Origin of the sequence: Vibrio aquaticus, from assembly GCF_003970385.1 — a bacterium.
Lineage (GTDB): Bacteria > Pseudomonadota > Gammaproteobacteria > Enterobacterales > Vibrionaceae > Vibrio > Vibrio aquaticus.
In genome coordinates this window covers 80,855-99,505 of the sequence record NZ_RXZH01000004.1, presented here as the reverse complement: position 1 = coordinate 99,505, position 18,651 = coordinate 80,855, and the positions used below count along the sequence as shown (strand labels likewise).

21 protein-coding genes are annotated in these 18,651 nt (G+C 46.0%); 12 read left to right on the top strand and 9 right to left on the bottom strand.

All coding sequences use genetic code 11. The annotated features are described in order from the left end of the window. Window positions 1-3 precede the first annotated feature (3 nt). From hisC to hisIE, 6 genes are read left to right on the top strand one after another with little or no spacing between them, the layout of a single operon-like run. Window positions 4-1,044 carry a histidinol-phosphate transaminase gene (gene hisC, locus EJ063_RS11155; RefSeq protein ID WP_126574359.1) on the top strand — a complete coding sequence of 347 codons (1,041 nt, stop codon included), beginning with the start codon at window positions 4-6 and terminating at the stop codon, window positions 1,042-1,044. Between the two features lie 58 nt (window positions 1,045-1,102). Continuing rightward, a complete protein-coding gene (gene hisB / locus EJ063_RS11150; RefSeq protein WP_126574358.1) occupies window positions 1,103-2,176 on the top strand; it encodes a bifunctional histidinol-phosphatase/imidazoleglycerol-phosphate dehydratase HisB in 1,074 nt (357 codons plus the stop codon). 12 nt (window positions 2,177-2,188) lie between these two features. Beyond that, a complete protein-coding gene (gene hisH, locus EJ063_RS11145) occupies window positions 2,189-2,803 on the top strand; it encodes an imidazole glycerol phosphate synthase subunit HisH (protein WP_126574357.1) in 615 nt (204 codons plus the stop codon). A 28-nt stretch (window positions 2,804-2,831) separates the two neighbouring features. Next, entirely contained in the window at window positions 2,832-3,569 is a 738-nt protein-coding gene (gene hisA / locus EJ063_RS11140) for a 1-(5-phosphoribosyl)-5-[(5-phosphoribosylamino)methylideneamino]imidazole-4-carboxamide isomerase (RefSeq protein ID WP_126574356.1), read from the top strand. Continuing rightward, complete coding sequence (gene hisF, locus EJ063_RS11135; protein WP_126574355.1) at window positions 3,551-4,324, top strand: imidazole glycerol phosphate synthase subunit HisF; 774 nt, start codon at window positions 3,551-3,553, stop codon at window positions 4,322-4,324. The genes hisA and hisF overlap by 19 nt, the downstream gene beginning before the upstream one ends. Further along, complete coding sequence (hisIE, locus tag EJ063_RS11130) at window positions 4,321-4,956, top strand: bifunctional phosphoribosyl-AMP cyclohydrolase/phosphoribosyl-ATP diphosphatase HisIE (RefSeq protein ID WP_126574354.1); 636 nt, start codon at window positions 4,321-4,323, stop codon at window positions 4,954-4,956. The genes hisF and hisIE overlap by 4 nt, the downstream gene beginning before the upstream one ends. Before the next feature lie 112 nt (window positions 4,957-5,068). Here hisIE and EJ063_RS11125 read toward each other — a convergent pair whose 3' ends face one another. Together EJ063_RS11125 and EJ063_RS11120 are read right to left on the bottom strand one after the other, a co-directional pair. Then, the gene (locus EJ063_RS11125) at window positions 5,069-6,274 is read right to left on the bottom strand and encodes a putative manganese transporter (protein WP_126574353.1); all 1,206 of its coding nucleotides are present in this window, start codon (window positions 6,272-6,274) and stop codon (window positions 5,069-5,071) included. 89 nt (window positions 6,275-6,363) lie between these two features. Beyond that, entirely contained in the window at window positions 6,364-7,089 is a 726-nt protein-coding gene (locus EJ063_RS11120) for a transporter substrate-binding domain-containing protein (protein ID WP_126574352.1), read from the bottom strand. Window positions 7,090-7,296: 207 nt separating this feature from the next. On the opposite strand from EJ063_RS11120, the gene EJ063_RS11115 reads away from it, so the two are divergent. Both EJ063_RS11115 and EJ063_RS11110 read left to right on the top strand, forming a co-directional pair. After that, window positions 7,297-8,202: a manganese-dependent inorganic pyrophosphatase gene (locus tag EJ063_RS11115; protein ID WP_126574351.1), complete on the top strand. Its 906-nt coding sequence runs from the start codon at window positions 7,297-7,299 to the stop codon at window positions 8,200-8,202. Between the two features lie 70 nt (window positions 8,203-8,272). Beyond that, on the top strand, window positions 8,273-8,650 hold the full coding sequence (locus tag EJ063_RS11110; protein WP_126574350.1) for a DUF2750 domain-containing protein: 378 nt from the start codon (window positions 8,273-8,275) through the stop codon (window positions 8,648-8,650). Window positions 8,651-8,726: 76 nt separating this feature from the next. Here the strand turns inward: EJ063_RS11110 and EJ063_RS11105 are convergent, their stop codons facing one another. The 7 genes from EJ063_RS11105 to pspF all read right to left on the bottom strand — a co-directional run bounded on the left by EJ063_RS11105 (window position 8,727) and on the right by pspF (window position 15,885). Further along, entirely contained in the window at window positions 8,727-9,515 is a 789-nt protein-coding gene (locus tag EJ063_RS11105) for a DUF2927 domain-containing protein (protein ID WP_126574349.1), read from the bottom strand. Between the two features lie 8 nt (window positions 9,516-9,523). Next, entirely contained in the window at window positions 9,524-10,309 is a 786-nt protein-coding gene (locus tag EJ063_RS11100) for a peptide ABC transporter ATP-binding protein (protein WP_126574348.1), read from the bottom strand. After that, entirely contained in the window at window positions 10,306-11,319 is a 1,014-nt protein-coding gene (locus EJ063_RS11095) for a peptide ABC transporter ATP-binding protein (RefSeq protein WP_126574347.1), read from the bottom strand. Before EJ063_RS11095 ends, EJ063_RS11100 begins: the two co-directional genes overlap by 4 nt. Further along, window positions 11,319-12,206 carry a putrescine export ABC transporter permease SapC gene (sapC, locus tag EJ063_RS11090; protein WP_126574346.1) on the bottom strand — a complete coding sequence of 296 codons (888 nt, stop codon included), beginning with the start codon at window positions 12,204-12,206 and terminating at the stop codon, window positions 11,319-11,321. The genes EJ063_RS11095 and sapC overlap by 1 nt, the downstream gene beginning before the upstream one ends. Further along, window positions 12,193-13,155, bottom strand: a complete 963-nt coding sequence (locus EJ063_RS11085) for an ABC transporter permease (RefSeq protein WP_126574345.1) — start codon at window positions 13,153-13,155, stop codon at window positions 12,193-12,195. The genes sapC and EJ063_RS11085 overlap by 14 nt, the downstream gene beginning before the upstream one ends. Then, the gene (sapA, locus tag EJ063_RS11080; RefSeq protein WP_126574344.1) at window positions 13,155-14,774 is read right to left on the bottom strand and encodes an ABC transporter substrate-binding protein SapA; all 1,620 of its coding nucleotides are present in this window, start codon (window positions 14,772-14,774) and stop codon (window positions 13,155-13,157) included. Before sapA ends, EJ063_RS11085 begins: the two co-directional genes overlap by 1 nt. 115 nt (window positions 14,775-14,889) lie before the next feature. After that, window positions 14,890-15,885 carry a phage shock protein operon transcriptional activator gene (gene pspF / locus EJ063_RS11075; protein WP_126574343.1) on the bottom strand — a complete coding sequence of 332 codons (996 nt, stop codon included), beginning with the start codon at window positions 15,883-15,885 and terminating at the stop codon, window positions 14,890-14,892. A gap of 206 nt (window positions 15,886-16,091) precedes the next feature. Here pspF and pspA point away from each other — a divergent pair, with 206 nt between their 5' ends. The 4 genes from pspA to EJ063_RS11055 all read left to right on the top strand — a co-directional run bounded on the left by pspA (window position 16,092) and on the right by EJ063_RS11055 (window position 18,650). Next, window positions 16,092-16,760 (top strand): phage shock protein PspA, encoded by a 669-nt coding sequence (gene pspA / locus EJ063_RS11070; protein ID WP_126574342.1) that lies wholly within the window; start codon window positions 16,092-16,094, stop codon window positions 16,758-16,760. Between the two features lie 73 nt (window positions 16,761-16,833). Next, window positions 16,834-17,067, top strand: a complete 234-nt coding sequence (gene pspB / locus EJ063_RS11065) for an envelope stress response membrane protein PspB (protein ID WP_126574341.1) — start codon at window positions 16,834-16,836, stop codon at window positions 17,065-17,067. Beyond that, window positions 17,060-17,449 (top strand): envelope stress response membrane protein PspC, encoded by a 390-nt coding sequence (pspC, locus tag EJ063_RS11060; protein WP_126574340.1) that lies wholly within the window; start codon window positions 17,060-17,062, stop codon window positions 17,447-17,449. Before pspB ends, pspC begins: the two co-directional genes overlap by 8 nt. A 169-nt stretch (window positions 17,450-17,618) precedes the next feature. Then, window positions 17,619-18,650, top strand: coding sequence for an efflux RND transporter periplasmic adaptor subunit (locus tag EJ063_RS11055; protein WP_126574339.1), 1,032 nt, complete (start codon window positions 17,619-17,621; stop codon window positions 18,648-18,650). Window position 18,651 lies beyond the last annotated feature (1 nt).

Here is an 18,651-nt window from a genome sequence, read left to right as displayed (position 1 = left end):
GAGATGGAAAAGCTAGCACGTAAACAAGTCCAAAAATTAACGCCTTACCTTTCTGCAAGACGTATCGGCGGCACAGGAGACGTTTGGCTTAACGCTAACGAATCTCCGTTTGATAATGAATACAAAACTGACTTTGCACGTTTAAACCGTTATAGCGAGTGTCAGCCAAAAGAGTTGATTGAATCGTATGCTGCTTATGCTGGTGTCAAACCAGAGCAGACGCTAACCTCGCGTGGTGCTGATGAAGGTATCGAACTGCTGATTCGTGCGTTTTGTGAGCCCGGTGAAGATGCAATTCTATACTGCCCACCGACTTATGGTATGTACTCAATCAGTGCTGAAACCATCGGTGTCGAGCGTAAAACGGTTCCACTTACAGCGGACTGGCAACTCGACCTAGAAGGCATTAAACAAAACCTTGAAGGCACTAAGTTAGTGTTCGTCTGTAGCCCGAACAACCCAACTGGAAACTTGGTTAAGCGCGAAGACATCGTTTCTCTGCTTGAGATGACCAAAGACAAAGCGATCGTGGTGATGGATGAAGCCTACATTGACTTCTGCCCAGAAGCTTCAACGGTAGGTCTTTTGGCTGAGTACCCAAATCTTGCCATTTTGCGTACCTTGTCTAAAGCATTTGCATTAGCTGGGCTACGTTGTGGCTTTACGCTTGCCAATGAAGCACTGATCAATATATTGCTGAAAGTGATTGCTCCTTACCCTGTGCCAATTCCTGTTGCCGACATTGCAACTCAAGCACTTTCTGAAGCGGGTCTTGCCCGTGCTAAGTTCCAAGTTCTTGACCTGAATGCAAACCGAGCGTACCTACAGGTAGGTTTGTCGATGATTCAAGGCCTGGAGGTGTTTGAAGGGTGGGGTAACTATCTGCTGGTTAAATTCCCAGATGGCGACGCAGTCTTTAAAGCGGCATGGGACAGCGGCATTATTTTGCGTAACTCTCCAATTGAGAATTGTGTCCGTATTAGCGTTGGTAGCCGTGACGAGTGTGAAAAAACACTCGGCTTTATCAGAAATTACTATAACTAACCGATTTTTAGCTCTTGCCGATTGCGAGAGCTACCCAAATTGAAATAAGGAAGTTCGTGTGAGTAAGCAACAAAAAATTCTATTTATCGACCGTGACGGCACACTTATCGTTGAGCCGCCGGTAGATTTCCAAGTTGACCGCCTAGATAAATTAAAACTAGAGCCGTTCGTTATTCCTAGTCTTCTTTCTCTGCAAGATGCAGGCTACCGACTCGTGATGGTCACCAACCAAGATGGTCTTGGTACAGACAGCTACCCTCAAGCCGACTTCGATGCGCCGCACGATATGATGATGGAGATCTTTGAATCTCAAGGTTTGAAGTTTGATGATGTTCTTATCTGCCCACACTTCGAAGAAGATAACTGCTCTTGCCGTAAACCTAAACTGGGAATGGTGAAAGAGTACCTTCAAGCTGGCAAAGTTGATTTCCAAAATTCAGTTGTGATTGGCGACCGTCAAACTGACCTGCAGCTGGCTGAGAACATGGCTATTCGTGGCATTCAGTACAACCCAGAAACCATGGGTTGGAAGCAGATTCTTAAAGATCTGACCGTTAAAGCACGTGTGGCTGATGTGGTTCGCACAACTAAAGAAACCGACATCAAAGTAAAAGTGAACCTAGACGAGCAAGGTGGTAACCAAATTTCGACAGGCCTTGGCTTCTTTGATCACATGCTCGATCAGATCGCAACTCACGGCGGTTTCCAAATGGTATGTAACGTGGAAGGTGACTTACACATCGATGACCACCACACGGTTGAAGATACTGCTCTAGCACTTGGCCAAGCGTTAAAAGACGCATTGGGTGACAAGCGTGGAATTGGCCGTTTTGGTTTTAGCTTGCCGATGGATGAGTGCTTAGCACAATGTGCGTTGGACCTTTCTGGCCGTCCTTACCTTAAGTTTGAAGCCGAATTTAGCCGAGAGCAGGTAGGTGATCTATCAACAGAGATGGTGGTTCACTTCTTCCGTTCACTGACTGACACGCTAGCGTGTACTCTGCACCTTTCATCAGCAGGTCATAACGATCACCACATCATTGAGAGTCTGTTTAAAGCCTTTGGTCGCACGCTCCGTCAAGCAATCAAAGTCGAAGGTACAGAGCTTCCAAGTAGTAAAGGCGTACTCTAGTAAGGGCAGGATATGAGTGATCAAAACGTAGTTATTATTGATACCGGTTGCGCCAACGTCTCTTCTGTAAAGTTTGCGATTGAACGTCTTGGTTATACGGTCACTATCTCAAAAGAACCGAGTGTTGTTCTTGCTGCAGATAAGCTTTTCTTACCAGGTGTGGGTACGGCAAGTGAAGCGATGAAAAACCTCCAAGAACGTGACCTGATTGACCTGGTTAAGCAAGTTGAAAAACCGCTTTTGGGTATCTGTTTGGGTATGCAGCTACTTGGCAAAGTGTCACAAGAAAAAGGTCAAAAAGCCAATGAGCTTGTTGAATGCCTTGGCTTATGTGACGGCGAAGTTAAGCTTCTTGAAACTGGTGAACTGCCGCTTCCGCACATGGGGTGGAATACCGTCAAGTCGACTCCGGAACACCCGCTGTTTAAAGGGATTGAAGAAGGTGAGTACTTCTACTTCGTCCACAGTTTCGGTATGCCAGTAGGTGATTACACCATTGCGCAATGTGAATACGGTCAGCCATTTACGGCTGCAGTACAAAGCGGCAATTATTACGGTGTTCAATTCCACCCAGAGCGCTCATCAAAAGCTGGCTCAAAGCTTATACAGAACTTTTTAGAGCTGTAATTTTAAAGAATCAAAGGGAAGTAATTCAGTGATTATTCCAGCGTTAGATTTAATTGAAGGCCAGGTAGTGCGCTTATATCAAGGCGACTACGGACAAGTAACCGAATACAAAGTAGACCCAGCAGAGCAGTTTAATCTGTACCACCAAGCAGGCGCAGGTTGGCTGCACTTAGTCGATTTAACCGGTGCAAAAGATACCACTGCACGTCAGCTTGATTTAATTGCCAAACTGCTTGCGAGCACACCAGCGAACATCCAGATTGGTGGTGGCGTACGCAGCGAACAAGACGTGGTTGATTTGCTTGAAGCAGGAGCCCAGCGAGTGGTTGTTGGCTCAACAGCCGTCAAACAGCCAGAGCTTGTAAAAGGTTGGATGGAAAAATACGGCGCTGAAAAGATTGTACTAGCACTCGATATCAATATTGATGAGCAAGGCGTTCGTAAAGTCGCGATTTCTGGTTGGCAAGAAGACTCGGGTGTCACTATTGAAGCCTTGGTTGATGACTACTTAACGGTTGGCCTAAAACATGTCCTTTGTACTGACATCTCACGCGATGGCACGCTAGAAGGTTCCAACGTAGAACTGTACGTTGATCTATGTAAACAGTACCCACAAGTTCAATTCCAATCCTCTGGTGGCATCGGTTCCCTCGCTGATATCGAAGCGCTTAAAGGCAGCGGTGTCTCAGGCGTGATTGTTGGCCGTGCACTTCTTGATGGCAAATTTACAGCAGAGGAGGCATTTGCATGTTGGCAAAGCGAATAATTCCTTGTCTTGATGTTCGTGACGGACAAGTTGTAAAGGGTGTTCAGTTCCGCAACCACGAGATCATTGGTGATATCGTACCTCTGGCACAGCGCTATGCTGAAGAAGGTGCGGATGAGTTGGTGTTTTACGACATTACCGCATCCAGTGATGGCCGAGTGGTCGACAAAAGCTGGGTAAAGCGTGTTGCGGAAGTGATTGATATTCCATTCTGTGTAGCGGGTGGTATTAAATCTGCCGAAGATGCTGCGCGTATTCTTGAATTTGGTGCCGACAAGGTATCGATTAACTCACCTGCATTAGCCAACCCTGAACTGACTACTCAACTTGCAGATAAATTCGGTGTTCAGTGCATCGTTGTGGGTATCGATTCTTACTTTGATAAAGAGACAGGTAAGTATCAGGTCTATCAATTTACCGGTGACGAAGCTCGCACTAAAGCGACTAAGTGGGAAACTCGTGATTGGGTACAAGAAGTCCAGAAACGTGGTGCCGGCGAAATTGTTCTCAATATGATGAACCAAGATGGTGTTCGTAACGGTTACGACATAGAACAGCTCAATATGGTACGCGAAGTGTGTCATGTGCCTCTTATTGCGTCGGGCGGTGCGGGTGCGATGGAACACTTTGCAGAGGCATATCAGAAGACCAATGTGGATGGTGCTCTGGCAGCGTCTGTTTTCCACAAGCAGGTCATCAATATTGGTGAGCTAAAACAGTATTTGAAACAACAAGGTGTAGAGGTGCGTCTATGAGTTTTGCAGCGGCAGAAGTAAATACGCTAGCGGAACGTATCAATTGGGACAAAGTCGACGGCCTTGTTCCAGCGATCGTTCAAGATTTTCAATCAAGCCAAGTGCTCATGATGGGTTACATGAACCAAGATGCGCTGGTTAAGACAGGTGAAACGGGTCAAGTGACGTTTTTCTCTCGTACGAAAGAGCGTCTTTGGACTAAAGGCGAAACGTCTGGCAACGTACTACAACTGAAAAACATCGCACTAGATTGCGACAATGACACGCTATTGGTTAAGGTGAACCCAATTGGGCCTACTTGTCACACGGGAACGACAACTTGTTGGGATGGTGACCCACAAGAAGAGAGTCAGATGGTGTGGCTTCATCAACTTGAGCAGCTACTGGCTGCCCGCAAGGACGCCGACCCAGAGTCCTCTTACACTGCGCACCTTTATTCTCGTGGCACCAAGCGTATTTCGCAAAAAGTGGGCGAAGAAGGCGTTGAAGTCGCGCTTGCGGCGACGTCGGGCGACAAGGCGGAGTTAGTGTGTGAGTCGGCTGATTTGATTTATCACTTGATGGTTCTGCTTCAAGATCAAGGCTTATCAATGAACGATGTCGTCAATAAGCTCAAAGAACGTCACAAGTAATAGTTAGGGTCAACAGGCCCTAGTCTCAGTTAAAATAATTAGCGCCCTCAAATGAGGGCGCTTTTTTCTAATACCAATCTGGGTTGGTACCAACCTAGCCAGGTTGTTAGTGTTATAATTCGAATAAGAAATAGTAGCCGTAACCGACGATAAAGGCCGGAACAGCAGAGTAAATCGTCGCAACAAGCGCCGCTTTTGGTGCTAGAGCGATAGCTGGAAATAGCGCGTCACCGTCATTTGAAATCGCATTGGCAAGCTGAGCGGAAAGAGGCGCAGCACCTGATATGTAAAGACTGGTTACTAATATTTGTGGCCCACAACCGGGTAGCAAGCCAACCGCTAATCCCATCAACGGCATCCATACCCCCCATCCAGAGAACGTTGCAGCAAGGTCAATATGGCCAAAAAAGGTAATCAGTTCAAAAGCCATGAACGCCAGTATGACCCATGCAGTCACAAAGTTTGTGTCTTGCGCGGCTTTTTGCAGTGGGTGAGAAGAGACCTGTTTTTTGTCCTCGGCTACGGTAGATTCGTAGTCCTTAATCTCTTTGGTCAGTGACCACAGTAACATGCTGATGATAATCAAGATTGCCCCAAGCCATTCAATCGACATTTCAGGTAAATGGAACAGCTGATTGACGTCAACTTGAAATGACCCGAGAGCGGCAATGAACGCAGCAGGAATCAATAGCCATTTCCAAAATGCGCCTTGAAGGTTAATCGCTTTCCTTTCCATTCCATTGACGCTCTCTGGCTGACATTGGAATCGCTTGGCTAGATTAGACACCTTCGGGCGTAAAAAATCGTCGGCATGAATTGCATTCACTACCCACCCGGAAAGCGCACCAACGAAGACACCGAGCGCCACTACCGCTAAACCGATATCAGGCTTACTGGCTAATAGCAGGAATGCTGCGTCACCCATTGTGGAGGTTAAGACAGCGACGATGGCACCAAAACCAACTCGCCCGCTAACAAATTGTGTCGTAACGATGATGGCGCCACCACAACCGGGCAGGGCACCAAGTAAAGCGGCAAAAAAGACCTGATGATCTCTCGACGTACGGTAGAGGTTGACGATGCGGCTTTCTTTGTTGATGAACCCCGAAATGTAGTGGTAGATCGCTAAGGTAAAAGCAACATAACTCGAGACCGCCCAAAAGGCATCGGATAGCGTGGTAACCGTGACTTCGCGGGTAACGTCACTGGCGATCAACACGATAAGGGTAATAGGAAGAATAAGTCGTTTGTATGCTGGTCTAAATTGACTCACAGAAAGCCAGCTCGGTAACATTTGAAAAGCGCGTAATGAATCCATAACAAGCCGATAAGTTGAATGCGAATTATTATCAACTATATGTTAATGAGAACTATTTGCAATAATTATTTTTTCGTTCTTGAGCTAGATTACCGGTACTTCTCCAGCAGGGCATCATAGCGACCGTTTTGTTTTAGGGTATGAAGCCCGATCATGAATTTGACCATGAGCTTTTGTTTATCAGGGTGGTCCTTCGCTACAGCGAGGTGGACGGGTTTGATCATTAGACTTTTGTCCACGAAATAGAAATCTTGAATGTCGAGCCCGAGTTGTTTCATGGTGTGCAGGGTGGCCCGTTCATCAGCAATGATTGCGTCTATGCGTTTGGCTCGTAGCTTGCGCACATTGGTTTCAAGATCTTCTGCGACAATACGTGTGAAAGCATCGGATTGGTTGAAGGCTTCACCGTATCCATAGTCTTCAATGACACCGACTTTCATTCCTGACAACGAAGTGAAATCTTTGTACTCAAATGCATTCTCTTTCAAGACAACAAACTTAAGCTGAACGAGTAGATAGGGGACACTAAAATCGAGTTTTTCTGTACGATCGTCAGACCACCAAATAGAGACCAATACATCTTTTTGTTTGTTTCGCACTTCTTTCAATGAGCGCAGCCAAGGCTTTATTTCCATCGTTAAATCATATCCTTGGGTTGCGTAAGCTTCTTGTACTATCTCAATTGCAAGCCCCGAATTTACAGAGTCGAAAACGTATGGCGGCCAAACTGCTTGAGTGGCATCGACATTTTTGGCAGATGCTTGAAAGCTTAGAGATAAAAAGCAGTATGAAACGAAGCAGAGAATGTGTTTCATGGCAATTACTCCTGAATAGGGTAAGCAGCGAAATGCAACAAAAGTGCTAGACTTATAAGAAGAATAGACAGGATTAATAGAGTCGTAATGGCTTATACCTAAATATTCTCTTCTGACCCGATGACAAATTACCAAATTCAGGTAAAATGTCGTGTTTGTGAGTAATAGCCCCTCATTGGGAACAAATTTAGTCAGATAGGAAAAAAGATGATTCTAGTTGTAGGTCACAAGAACCCTGATAGCGATAGTATTTGTAGTGCACTAGTAGCAACAGAGCTACTGAAAGCGCGCGGCGTTGAAGCTATGCCAATTCGCCAAGGTGAAATTAACCGTGAAACCCAACACATTCTAGAAGTTGCAGGTGCAGAAGTTCCTGAACTACGTACTTCTGTTGCTGGCGAGAAAATCTGGCTAGTAGACTACTCAGATCTAGCTCAGGCACCAGACGATGTTGCTGACGCTGAAATCCTAGGTATCGTTGACCACCACCGTCTAGGTGACGTAATGACGATCAACCCAATGGAAGCTTGGATCTGGCCTGTAGGTTGTACTAACACAGTACTATTCAACATGTACAAGATCGAAGGTCATGAGATCACGCCTCAAATCGCTAAACTAATGATGTCAGCAATCCTATCTGACACGGTTGGTTTTGCTTCTCCAACTTGTACTCAGAAAGATAAAGATGCCGTTGAAGAGCTGGCGAAAATCGCTGACGTATGTGACGTTGACGCATTCATCAAAGATCTTCTGATCGCGAAGACGAACATCGAAGGTCTATCAGCCTCTGAACTCGTTGAAAAAGACCTTAAAGGTTACCCATTCAACGGTCGTGACGTCGTTGTTGGTCAGGTTGAACTTGCAACACTTGAGCAAGTTGACGGCATGATCGAAGCGCTAGAAGCGGATCTAGAAGCTCGTTGTGAGTCTCAAGGTCTAGCATTCGCAGCAGTAATGCTAACAGACATTACAACGGCTCAAACTCGTCTACTATTCAAAGGTGAGTGGGCTGAGAAACTGGTTAAGCATGAGAAAGATGGCATGCTGATGATGGAAAATACACTAAGCCGTAAGAAGCAAGGTTGGCCTTGGCTTCAGACTGAACTGGCTTAATTTCCACAGTTTGATTAATTCTAAACGCCCATGGCTACGTGCCGTGGGCGTTTTATTTAGGGGATAACAAATGTCGCTAACTCAAGACCAACTAGATTCAGTAAACAAAATGCGCCCTGATGAGCGCTTTAACTACTGTGTTAAAGAAATCGCAGCTAACCGAAAAGTGTGGATCCTAACGGATGAACACGGTTGTGTGATGCTTAATACAGAAGATGAAGATTGTGTGCCTGTATGGCCTCACGAAGAGTTTGCTGCTGAGTGGGCTACAGGTGAGTGGGAACACTGTAAAGCGGAGTCTATTTCGACCGCTAAGTGGTTTAGCCGCTGGACACATGGCCTAGAAGAGGATGAATTATCTGTGGTTGTTTTCCCAAATTCAAATGAAGAAGGGGTGGTACTTTACCCAGATGAATTTGAATTTGAGCTAAAGAAGCGCGCTAAGTAGTAATACTTTAATCCAGCTTTCCAAACGGATAGTGGCACTGTGCGACTATCCGTTTTTTATTGCCTGCGGTCTAGCTTTAGTAACCAATGAGCTGGAATAGCTCTCCATCTTTCGCAATGGCGACTGCGCGATTCAGCGTCCCATCTTTTTGGTATTGTCGAACCAGTTGCATCACGATAGGGCGTGCTTGCTGCTCTGTCATACCTGCAGTGAGTTCGGGTTGATACAAGAGTTGAAGTAACACAACATCTAAAGGCGAGAGCAAATCTTCCGGTGTGTTGTCGTTAAAAATCGATGGGAAAGCACTCTCGGCATCATTGGGTAGTCCAAGTGTTTGAGTAATCTCTTCGACAATACAGGCCAGCAGTTTGCCATGTTCGCGCGCTCTATCAACGGGAATAATGATTGCAGCAGAGTCGATATAGTTATCTGAACCCACTCGGTAACCTGCTTTACAGATTGCGCCTCTGACATGCTTTAGGGAGTCAGCGCCCATCTCTTTTTCGATATCCTCTTCCCATTTGGATTCTCGGGTGTAAATCCAAATCACATTGGCTTGTGACCGAGAAGAAACTCGTTTGATAGGCAGTCCGGTAATTTGGCTGAGGTGATTCAAATGAGCATCGGTAAGCTCGTCATGTAGTGCTTGATCAGGCACCTTATGCTTTACCCAGACCGCTAAAGGCTTGTTCCACTTCACCAACGGTTTTTCGCCAGATGAGTATTCATTGCGCAGTGCAACATCGATAAAGGCTGTTGTGACAAAGTTAGGGTCAAGCCATGTACGTTGGTCTGGATAGGTTTGGGCGATCAACGGAAAAGAGGCGAGTAATGTGGTAAGCAGAGCCGTTGCTATCCTTAGCATAGTGGTCCCTATTTAAAGCAAGTCGCTTTATTAAAGTGGCTCTCAACAAGACGTTGAGTAATTGGGTGGTCAGGACAAGAGAGCACTTGCTGCGTATCGCCAGACTCGACGACCACACCTTCATGCATCACCATAATTTTGTCGGTAATGTGCTTTACGACACCAATGTGTTGAGACACATAGACAAAAGACACGCCCATTTCTTCTTGCAGCTCTAAGAACAAGTTAATGATCTGAGAGCGCATTGCCATGTCTAAACCGTTCAGCGCTTCATCAGCAACGATAACCGAAGGTTGCAGTATTAATGCTCGAGCAAGACAGACACGCTGTTTTTGGCCGGTTGCCAGCATCTGAGGGTAGAAATACGCATGTTCGGGAAGCAAACCAACACGCAATAATGTCTCTTTCACACGTTTAATACGCGCCTCAGGAGACATATTGGTATTTCGCTTTAGTGGACCTTCTAAAATTCGACCGATCTGAATGCGCGGATTCAAAGAGGTGTTTGGGTCTTGGAAGATCATTCGAATCAGCTTACAGCGAGTCGAATAGTCTTTGTGTTCAAGCGGTTCCCCGTTGACACGAATTTCACCCGAACTCGGCTCCACGACGCCTGAAAGCATACGCGCTAATGTCGATTTTCCTGAACCATTTTGACCAATAAAGCCGATGGTTTGCCCTGCTTCTAAGCTAAAGCTAACAGGCTTTACCGCCTCTTGGACTTTTTTACGGAACAAGCCTGAACGGGTGACAAACGATTTAGAGAGATCGGTAACTTCTAGCAATGCACTCATGCTTTATTTTTCTCCCGTTCTTTTGGCGAATGGTTGAGTGGGAAGTGACAAGCGAACTTGTGATTCTTAATACGGCGAGTCATTGGGATCTCGACACATTGACGCTGAGCATATGGACAACGGGGACCAAGTCGACAACCAATCGGCAGGTGCTGAAGTGGCGGAATGGTACCAGGCAACGATTGCAGCTTCTCTTTGTGAGGAATCCAATCACTAAAGTCAGGCATCGCTTTAAGCAGTGCCACGGTATATGGGTGCTTAGGTTTATCTAAGATCTTTTTCGTGTCGGCAGACTCTACAGATTGACCGCAGTACATTACAGTAATACGGGTAGCCCACTGGGTGATGGTGGTTAAGTCATGGCCAATCAACATGATAGAGGTGTTATGAACTTGGTTCATACGACTCAATAAGCGTAAGATTTGCGACTGGGTTATTGGGTCAAGGTCATTGGTTGGTTCATCAGCAATCAGCAACTTAGGTTTTGCCGCAATCGCCATGGCAATCATGATCTTTTGACATTCCCCATCCGTCAGCTCATATGGGTAGCTGTTCATGATCTGTTTGTGATCTTTGATGCCGACTTTATGGAGTAGGGCAATAGCTTGCTTTCTGCGCCATTTAAAACGTTCCCACCATTTTCCTTCAAACGAACGAGAAGGGATTGCTTCAATCAGCTGGCGTCCCACTTCTTCTGAAGGATCTAAACAGGTTGAAGGTTCTTGGAAGATCATCGCGATATCACGGGCAATAACACGGCGGCGCTCTTTGGGCGTTAATTGAAGCAGGTCGATATTGCCTAAGCGCATTCGGTCTGCCGTTACTTTCCAATTATCTTTACAAACGCCAACGATCGCTTTTGCTACCAAGCTCTTGCCTGATCCAGATTCACCCACCAGACCGCGGATTTCACCTTCGTTCATGGTCAGGCTCATGCGGTCAACGGCTTTCATCAAACCTTGTGGGGTTTCAATCTCAATCGTGAGGTGTCGAATATCAAGTAATGGCATTATTCGATCCCCGCGTTTAGAGCTTGGCGAACACCTTCACCAACCAAATTAATAACAATAACGGTAAACATGATCGCAAGTCCTGGTAGCGTCACTGTCCAAGGTGCTAGATAGATAAGCTCTACGGAATCACCCAAGATTGCGCCCCATTCGGTACTCGGTGCTTGAGCGCCTAAACCAAGGAAGCCAAGCGCAGTAATATCTAAAATCGCAATCGACAGTGCCAACGTTACTTCGCTAGCAATGACGACAAGGATATTAGGCAAGATGGAATTCCACAGCAGGTAAAAGTCATTTGCACCATCTAAACGAGCGGCCATGATGTAGTCTTTCTCTACTTCGGTGTGCACGGCAATATAGACCGAGCGAACGAAACGGGGAATAAGCGCCAAACAGATTGCCAGTAGAATGTTGAACTCACCAAAGCCGAGAAACGCCACGAAGATAATAGCCAACAGCAGTGATGGGATAGACATGACGGTATCAAGCAAGTGGTTTAACGTACTTGAAAGCAAGCCTTTAGTCATACCGGCAAGAACGCCAATCACGCAGCCAATGACGGTTGCGATGAAGGTGATGATCACCGCTGCGCCAAAGGTCAGCTGAGAGCCTTCGATAAGACGAGACAGAATATCGCGGCCTAAATCATCGGTTCCTAAGAAGTACTCGACAGTGCCTGCCGGGTTCCATGAAGGTGGTACCAACAATTCACCGGTTTGCGCTTGAGGGTCATGTGGCGTGATCCACGGTGAGATCAGGGTAAGCACGACGATGAGCCCTAGGCACCACAGGCCAAACATAGCCAGGTTGTTGGCTCGGAAGCTACGCCAAAAGCGCTCGAACTGAGTCGGGATCTGCTCTTCTTGATAGACGTTATCGGTTAGCATACCACTCTTTCCTTACTAGCGGATTGATCATCGCACCAATCAAATCAGACAAGATATTTGCAGTTAATACTAAGGTTGCAACCACAATAACGCCTGCTTGAATCGCCACATAATCTTGGTTCGATAAAGCATCGAGTAACCAACGGCCAATGCCCGGCCAGTTAAAAATCGATTCAGTGATGATCGCCAAGGTCAACATACTTGAAAGCTGGACACCAATTTTAGGGATGATAGGTGGAATCGCGTTACGCATAACGTGCTGAGTGACGATTTCTCGGTTTGACAGACCTTTAATTCGAGCCGCACGAATATAGTTTTGGCTCATCACTTCACTGACTGAGGTACGCATCAAACCAATAACTTGAGTGGTTGGCGCTAACGCCAGTACAAGGCAAGGTAAGATAAGGTGTTCAATGACACTTTGCAGTGCATGGGCTCGGTATTGACCGTCGGCAAAAAAGGCATCGATCAGCGCAAAACCAGTGACATGATCGATCTGGTACAAAAGGTCGTAGCGGCCGGCAACCGGAAAGATTTCAAAATGCAGCGAGAAGATCATGATCATCAACAGCGCAATCCAAAACAGAGGTGCTGAATACCCTGACATAGAGGTAAAGGAAATCGCCGTGTCTATCCACTTACCTTGTTTCATGCCTGCGATCGTGCCAATAGGGATGCCGATGAGCAATGAAATGACAAACGCAATCAAACACAGTTCTAACGTGGCAGGGAAGACGACGGAAATCTCATCATAAATTGGCACACCGGCTTTGTTCACGCCAAAGTTGAGTTGCATTAGCTCACCTAAGTAGGTCATCCAGCCGTTCCAAAAGTCTTGAATAGCCCAAGGGGAGCTTGGTTCAAGACGCAAGATACTAAAGCCAACCATGGTCAGGATCAGTAAGGTAATGATGAAGAGGTTTAAGCGCCTAACGGTATAGAGCAGCATTATTTAACCCTCTCAACAGCATCAAAGGGCTGAGCATTAAATGGGCTCACTTTAAATCCTTGTAATGAACGATGGTGTGCTTGCATCTGCATGCCATGGTTAAGAGGAATGACAGGAAACTCCTCATTTAAGATGTTCTGCGCTTGCTTATAGAGGTTAAGTCGGTAACGAGGCTTATCAACTTCTAAAGCGAGATCCAATAAGAAATCGAAGTCAGGGTTACACCAACTTGAGACGTTTAAGCCTACACGTTCAGAATCACAAGACAGTAACGGTCTAAAGAAGTTGTCAGGGTCACCAGTATTGGCACTCCAACCTGTCAGATAAAGGTCGATGTTGGTGTCATCACCTAGTGTTGTACGATCAAAACGGTCATCGGCCATTAAATTGAGTTTGATACCCACATCGGCGAGGTTCGACTGAATCAGCTCGGCTGTCTTGCGTGGGCTAGGGTTGTATGCCCGCGGTTGAAGCGGCACAGACATAGTGAGCTCAAGGCCGTTGCTATAGCCCGCTTCTCGCAGCAGTGCGATAGCGTAGTTACGATCAAAACGAATTTGAATCGCGTCTTTGTGATACGCCCAAGACGATGGCGGAAGAACAGAATAGGCTTGGCTGCCCGTTCCATAATAAACCGAATCCAAAATATTCTGACGGTTAATAGCGTAGTTTAGCGCCTTACGCACACGGGCATCGTTTAGGGCCGGATGCGAGGTATTCACTGCGACAAAAGAGACATTCATAGCCGGTTTGGCCGTGAGCTCGATGTCATCATTACGCTCGATGATAGGTAGTTGGCTCGAGAGCGGAGAATTAAGCACATCGCACTCATTGCGAAGCAGTTTAGCGAGTGTGCCCGTTCCGCGTTGAGAGATGTCAAAGACCACTTGATCCATTTCTGGTCTAGCTTGCCAATAGTTAGCGTGGCGCTTTAAACGAATGAGATCATTGACTTGGTAGTCCGCTAGGTAGAATGGCCCCGTGCCCACTGGGTGGCTATCGAGCATACCTTTTTCATCACTGAGCTCAAGTTGGCCGGCATATTCTTTTGACAGAATAACCGCATGGCTGGTGGCAATGTTGGATAAAAAGCTGTTGTCAGGTCGACTTAGGGTAAATCTGACTTTGTATTGAGAGAGTGCAACGACATCAACAACTAAATTCTGAAAGTCTATACCGCTGAACCAAGGGTAAAGCCCACTGCCAACATAATGAAAAGGGTGTGTGCTATCTATGATACGACGAAAGCTGAAGACGACATCGTCAGCATTCATAGTACGAGATGGTGTGAACCAAGCCGTGGTTTGAAAAGCAACGCCTTTACGCAGATCAAACGTATATTCAGTACCCTCGGCGTTAACTTGCCACTGCGTTGCCAAACTGGCTTGCGGGCGATAGGTACGATTATCGAGTGTCAGTAAAGTATTGAACAGCTGTGGACTCAAGGTTTCAGGCGTAATGCCACTGTCGACCAACTGCGGGTTAAAAGTCGCAGGGCCGCTCTGACCACAATAAACGAATCCTTTTTGGCGGATTTTGTTGTGATCAATCTCTTCACCACAGCCAGCTAATAGGCCAAGGCTGAATAAACCTAATGTAAAACGAGTGATTGCTTTCATAGAAAGAAACTTGTCTGGGACAAAGCACAATGGAACTCACCATTATGCCCTAGAATCCCGATAATTTACCACTATTTAGCGTGGGTAACCAAAGTAAAACCACAAATATGATAGGTTAACTCTCGTTGGTTAAATCATACTTTCTAACCATGCCACGCAATTGATGATAACTCAGCCCTAAAAGCTCAGCTGCACGCTTTTGGTTGTACTGACTTTGGGCCAGTGCCTCTTTGAGTATGAGTTGGTCTTGCTCTTCTTGCCACTGCTTGTAATCGATAGGGAACGAAAACTCTGCTTGTTGCTGTTCTGGTTTCGATTTCGATAGAAGGGCTTCTTTCGCTTCCCAGTGAGATTGAAATGGGTCGAAGATCAGAGACTCAATAGGATAGTCGGCAGTACCATGTTGATAGACCGCGCGCTCAATGACGTTTTTAAGCTCTCGCACGTTTCCGGGCCAATGATAAGCTTGCAGTGATTGCTCCGCTTCAGAACTGAACCCCACAAAGTATTCAAATCCTAATTCTCGACACATTTTGATGGCGTAGTATTCAGCCAAGAGCAAAATATCTTCTTGGCGCTCTCGTAGCGGAGGGAGGTGAATCACGTCAAACGCCAGTCTATCGAGCAGATCGGCTCTAAATTCACCATTGGCCGCCATCTCCGGTAAGTCGGCATTGGTGGCACACACCAAACGAACGTTGGCGTTGAGTAACTGATGCCCACCAACTCGCTCATATTGACCGTATTCGATGACTCGAAGTAACTTTTCTTGAACAAGTAAGGGAGCAGTCGCTAACTCATCCAAAAACAGAGTGCCATTTTCTGCACGTTCAAATCGCCCTTTATGACGCCCTTTAGAACCGGTGAAAGCGCCTTGTTCATGACCAAATAGCTCTGAATCGATTAAGCCTTCGCTAAGCGTTGAGCAATTTAATGATATTAATGGTTGATCCCAACGTTTGGAGAGGTAATGCAAGCGCTGAGCAATCAGCTCTTTACCGGTTCCTCGTTCACCAATAATCAGAACAGGTCGTTCAATGGCCGCAATTTTGGATACTTTATCGAGAACCGATAAGAAAGCCGGTGATTCCCCTATCAAATTTTGTTGCATGCGCTACTCCGTGGCGAAATTTACCATTAGTTGGTTAAATTCATCACACCAATAAACCTATTGCAATAGTAGTTTTGTTAAGTGTTTGATTTTGTTTGTGTTAAAAGTTGGCACGCAACTTGGAATACTTAGAACAAGATAAAACATGAACACGATTCAATTGGGTGCTGACGCATCCTCACATCACCATTGTAAGGAGCCTAGCTATGGGTATTTTTTCTAGATTTGCAGACATCGTAAATTCAAACATCAGCGCTCTACTGGATAAAGCGGAAGACCCTGAAAAAATGATTCGCCTTATTATTCAGGAAATGGAAGATACGTTGGTTGAAGTGCGCACTAATTCAGCGAAAGCGATCGCCGACAAGAAAGAGCTGGCACGCAAAGTGGAATCGATCGAAGCAACGATCGAAGAGTGGCAACAGAAGGCAACATTAGCGTTAGCCAAGCAGCGCGAAGATCTAGCGCGTGCAGCATTGATCGAAAAACAGAAGCTGCAAGATATGCTCAAAGGCCTTCACACAGAGCAAACGCTAGTAGAAGAAACGATTGAGAAACTGACAGGTGAAATTGGTAAGCTCGAAACCAAAATCACTGAAACTCGCGCAAAGCAGCAAGCGTTAGCGATTCGTAGTCAAACCGCGTCTAATCGCCGTGATGTACAAAAGCACTTACATACTGCACGTACCAGTGAAGCGATGGCTAAGTTTGAACAATACTCACGTAAAATTGATGAGATGGAAGCGGAAGCGGACTTGTATGCAAAAACAGGTAACGCGAAGTCACTTGATCAAGAGTTTGCAGAGCTAAAAGCGCAAGATGAAATTGAACAAGAGCTTGAAAAGCTAAAGCAGCAGATGGAAGATAAAAAGTAATTCCTACCTGTAATCCATCGTTTAGCCGGAAAGGTGACTGGCAACGTCACCTTTCCCCACTAAGGAGTTATATATGTCATCATTTCTCATTGCGGGCCCGCTGATTGTCTTTCTGATTTTCGTCGCTCCGTTGTGGCTGTTTTTGCACTACCGAAGCAAAAAGAACGCGAGTACGGGTCTATCGACAGAAGACCTTCAGCGTTTAGAAGCATTATCCGAAAAAGCCGAAAGCATGCAAAAGCGTGTTGATACGTTAGAACGTATTTTGGATGCGGAGTCACCAACGTGGAGACGCCGTTATGATTAAGAGAGAACTTTACCGAGATACGGCTAACGGCAAAATTACTGGCGTTTGCGCTGGTTTAGCGAACTACTTCTCTCTTGAGGTTTGGTTGGTTCGAATTTTAGTTATTTCTGCGGCGTTACTGGGTGGCAGTTTCCTTGTCATACTCGCTTATATTGCAATGACGCTCATGATTGAAAAGCAACCGGCCAATTATGTTGAGGCGATGAAAGCGGAGCAAGAACATAAGCTCAAAAACAAGCCTTGGAAGCAAGGGCAAACGCCGGAAGTGTTATTAAATACGATTGAAAAAGACTTTGATCGCCTTGAAGGTCAAGTGCAAAGCCTCGAAGCCTATGTCACTTCCGATGCGTTTAAGGTTAACCGAGAATTTCAATCCCTCTAACTCCTCATAAAACCGCTTCATTGCCTGAAGCGGTTTTTTCAGTTTTGCGACTTCCTACTCACTGAACGCCAAATTACTAATTTTCATAATAATTTACTCCAATTCATCTGGCACTCGCGTTAGCATTCATCTATCTTTGTAACTAATCGCTACAAATGGATAATTGATAATGCAAAAACCTATATTGCTCCTCGCGATAACAGCAGCACTGAGTGGCTGCGGTAAGGAGCTTCCCCCTGTTCCAGAACCCGACTCAAGACCCGCCAAATTATTCACCGTTTCAGTAGGCAATGCTCAGTTTGAAAGAACCTTTCCTGCGACATCTGAAGCCGGCGATAAAGCGGTATTAGCCTTCCGAGTTCCAGGTCAAATGCAATCTATTGACGTTCTATCGGGGCAGCAAGTCCAAAAAGGTGATGTACTAGCCTCCCTTAATCCTGACGAATATTCATTACTTGCTAAACAAGCAGAAGCCCAGTTTCGCTTAGCGGATGTTCAATATCAGCGTTATAAAAAACTACGCAAAGACAAAGTGGTGTCTGAGCAAGATTTTGACCAAGCGAAAGCGAATCACAATTCGGCGAAAGCGACGTTAGAGCAAGCTCGCGCTAACCTACGCTACACTCAACTTGTCGCCCCGTATGATGGGACAATTTCGATCATTCCCGCTGAAACGCACGAATACATTGCTTCGAAACAAGGGGTAATGAATATTCAAACCAACCAGCTCATGAAGGTGATCTTCCAACTACCAGATCATCTGCTCAATCGCTTTGCTAGCGGGATAAACTTGAACGCAATGATGACGTTTGATGCGTTCCCAGAAAATCAGTATGAGTTGATTTTCCAAGAAGTCGACACCGAAGCGGATCCTAAGACCGGTTCTTACAAAGTGACGATGGTGATGGAACGTCCGAATGACGTGGGTATCTTGCCAGGTATGGCCGGCTCTGTTCATGTCGAGGTGGATTCAACCGGTGCGACACGTATTCCTGAATCAGCATTGATTAATGAAAATGGCCAGATGTATGTTTGGCGTGTTGATACGCAGGGTATTGTTGCAAAAGCTCAAGTGCTGTTGGATGAAAAACGCCAAGTTAAGAGTGGCCTAAATGAAGGTGACCAAATTATCGTATCGGGTGTCAGTGGTATTGAGCCAGGTATAAAAGTCCGTGAATGGGTTAAAGAGCGAGGGTTATAAG

Bases quoted from the DNA above. Each gene is read 5' to 3' on its own strand.
- hisC (WP_126574359.1), top strand. From the start codon at position 4: ATGGAAAAGCTAGCACGTAAACAAGTCCAAAAATTAACGCCTTACCTT.
- hisH (WP_126574357.1), top strand. From the start codon at position 2,189: ATGAGTGATCAAAACGTAGTTATTATTGATACCGGTTGCGCCAACGTC.
- hisF (WP_126574355.1), top strand. From the start codon at position 3,551: ATGTTGGCAAAGCGAATAATTCCTTGTCTTGATGTTCGTGACGGACAA.
- hisIE (WP_126574354.1), top strand. From the start codon at position 4,321: ATGAGTTTTGCAGCGGCAGAAGTAAATACGCTAGCGGAACGTATCAAT.
- EJ063_RS11125 (WP_126574353.1), bottom strand. From the start codon at position 6,274: ATGGATTCATTACGCGCTTTTCAAATGTTACCGAGCTGGCTTTCTGTG.
- EJ063_RS11120 (WP_126574352.1), bottom strand. From the start codon at position 7,089: ATGAAACACATTCTCTGCTTCGTTTCATACTGCTTTTTATCTCTAAGC.
- EJ063_RS11115 (WP_126574351.1), top strand. From the start codon at position 7,297: ATGATTCTAGTTGTAGGTCACAAGAACCCTGATAGCGATAGTATTTGT.
- EJ063_RS11110 (WP_126574350.1), top strand. From the start codon at position 8,273: ATGTCGCTAACTCAAGACCAACTAGATTCAGTAAACAAAATGCGCCCT.
- EJ063_RS11105 (WP_126574349.1), bottom strand. From the start codon at position 9,515: ATGCTAAGGATAGCAACGGCTCTGCTTACCACATTACTCGCCTCTTTT.
- EJ063_RS11100 (WP_126574348.1), bottom strand. From the start codon at position 10,309: ATGAGTGCATTGCTAGAAGTTACCGATCTCTCTAAATCGTTTGTCACC.
- EJ063_RS11095 (WP_126574347.1), bottom strand. From the start codon at position 11,319: ATGCCATTACTTGATATTCGACACCTCACGATTGAGATTGAAACCCCA.
- sapC (WP_126574346.1), bottom strand. From the start codon at position 12,206: ATGCTAACCGATAACGTCTATCAAGAAGAGCAGATCCCGACTCAGTTC.
- EJ063_RS11085 (WP_126574345.1), bottom strand. From the start codon at position 13,155: ATGCTGCTCTATACCGTTAGGCGCTTAAACCTCTTCATCATTACCTTA.
- sapA (WP_126574344.1), bottom strand. From the start codon at position 14,774: ATGAAAGCAATCACTCGTTTTACATTAGGTTTATTCAGCCTTGGCCTA.
- pspF (WP_126574343.1), bottom strand. From the start codon at position 15,885: ATGCAACAAAATTTGATAGGGGAATCACCGGCTTTCTTATCGGTTCTC.
- pspA (WP_126574342.1), top strand. From the start codon at position 16,092: ATGGGTATTTTTTCTAGATTTGCAGACATCGTAAATTCAAACATCAGC.
- pspB (WP_126574341.1), top strand. From the start codon at position 16,834: ATGTCATCATTTCTCATTGCGGGCCCGCTGATTGTCTTTCTGATTTTC.
- pspC (WP_126574340.1), top strand. From the start codon at position 17,060: ATGATTAAGAGAGAACTTTACCGAGATACGGCTAACGGCAAAATTACT.
- EJ063_RS11055 (WP_126574339.1), top strand. From the start codon at position 17,619: ATGCAAAAACCTATATTGCTCCTCGCGATAACAGCAGCACTGAGTGGC.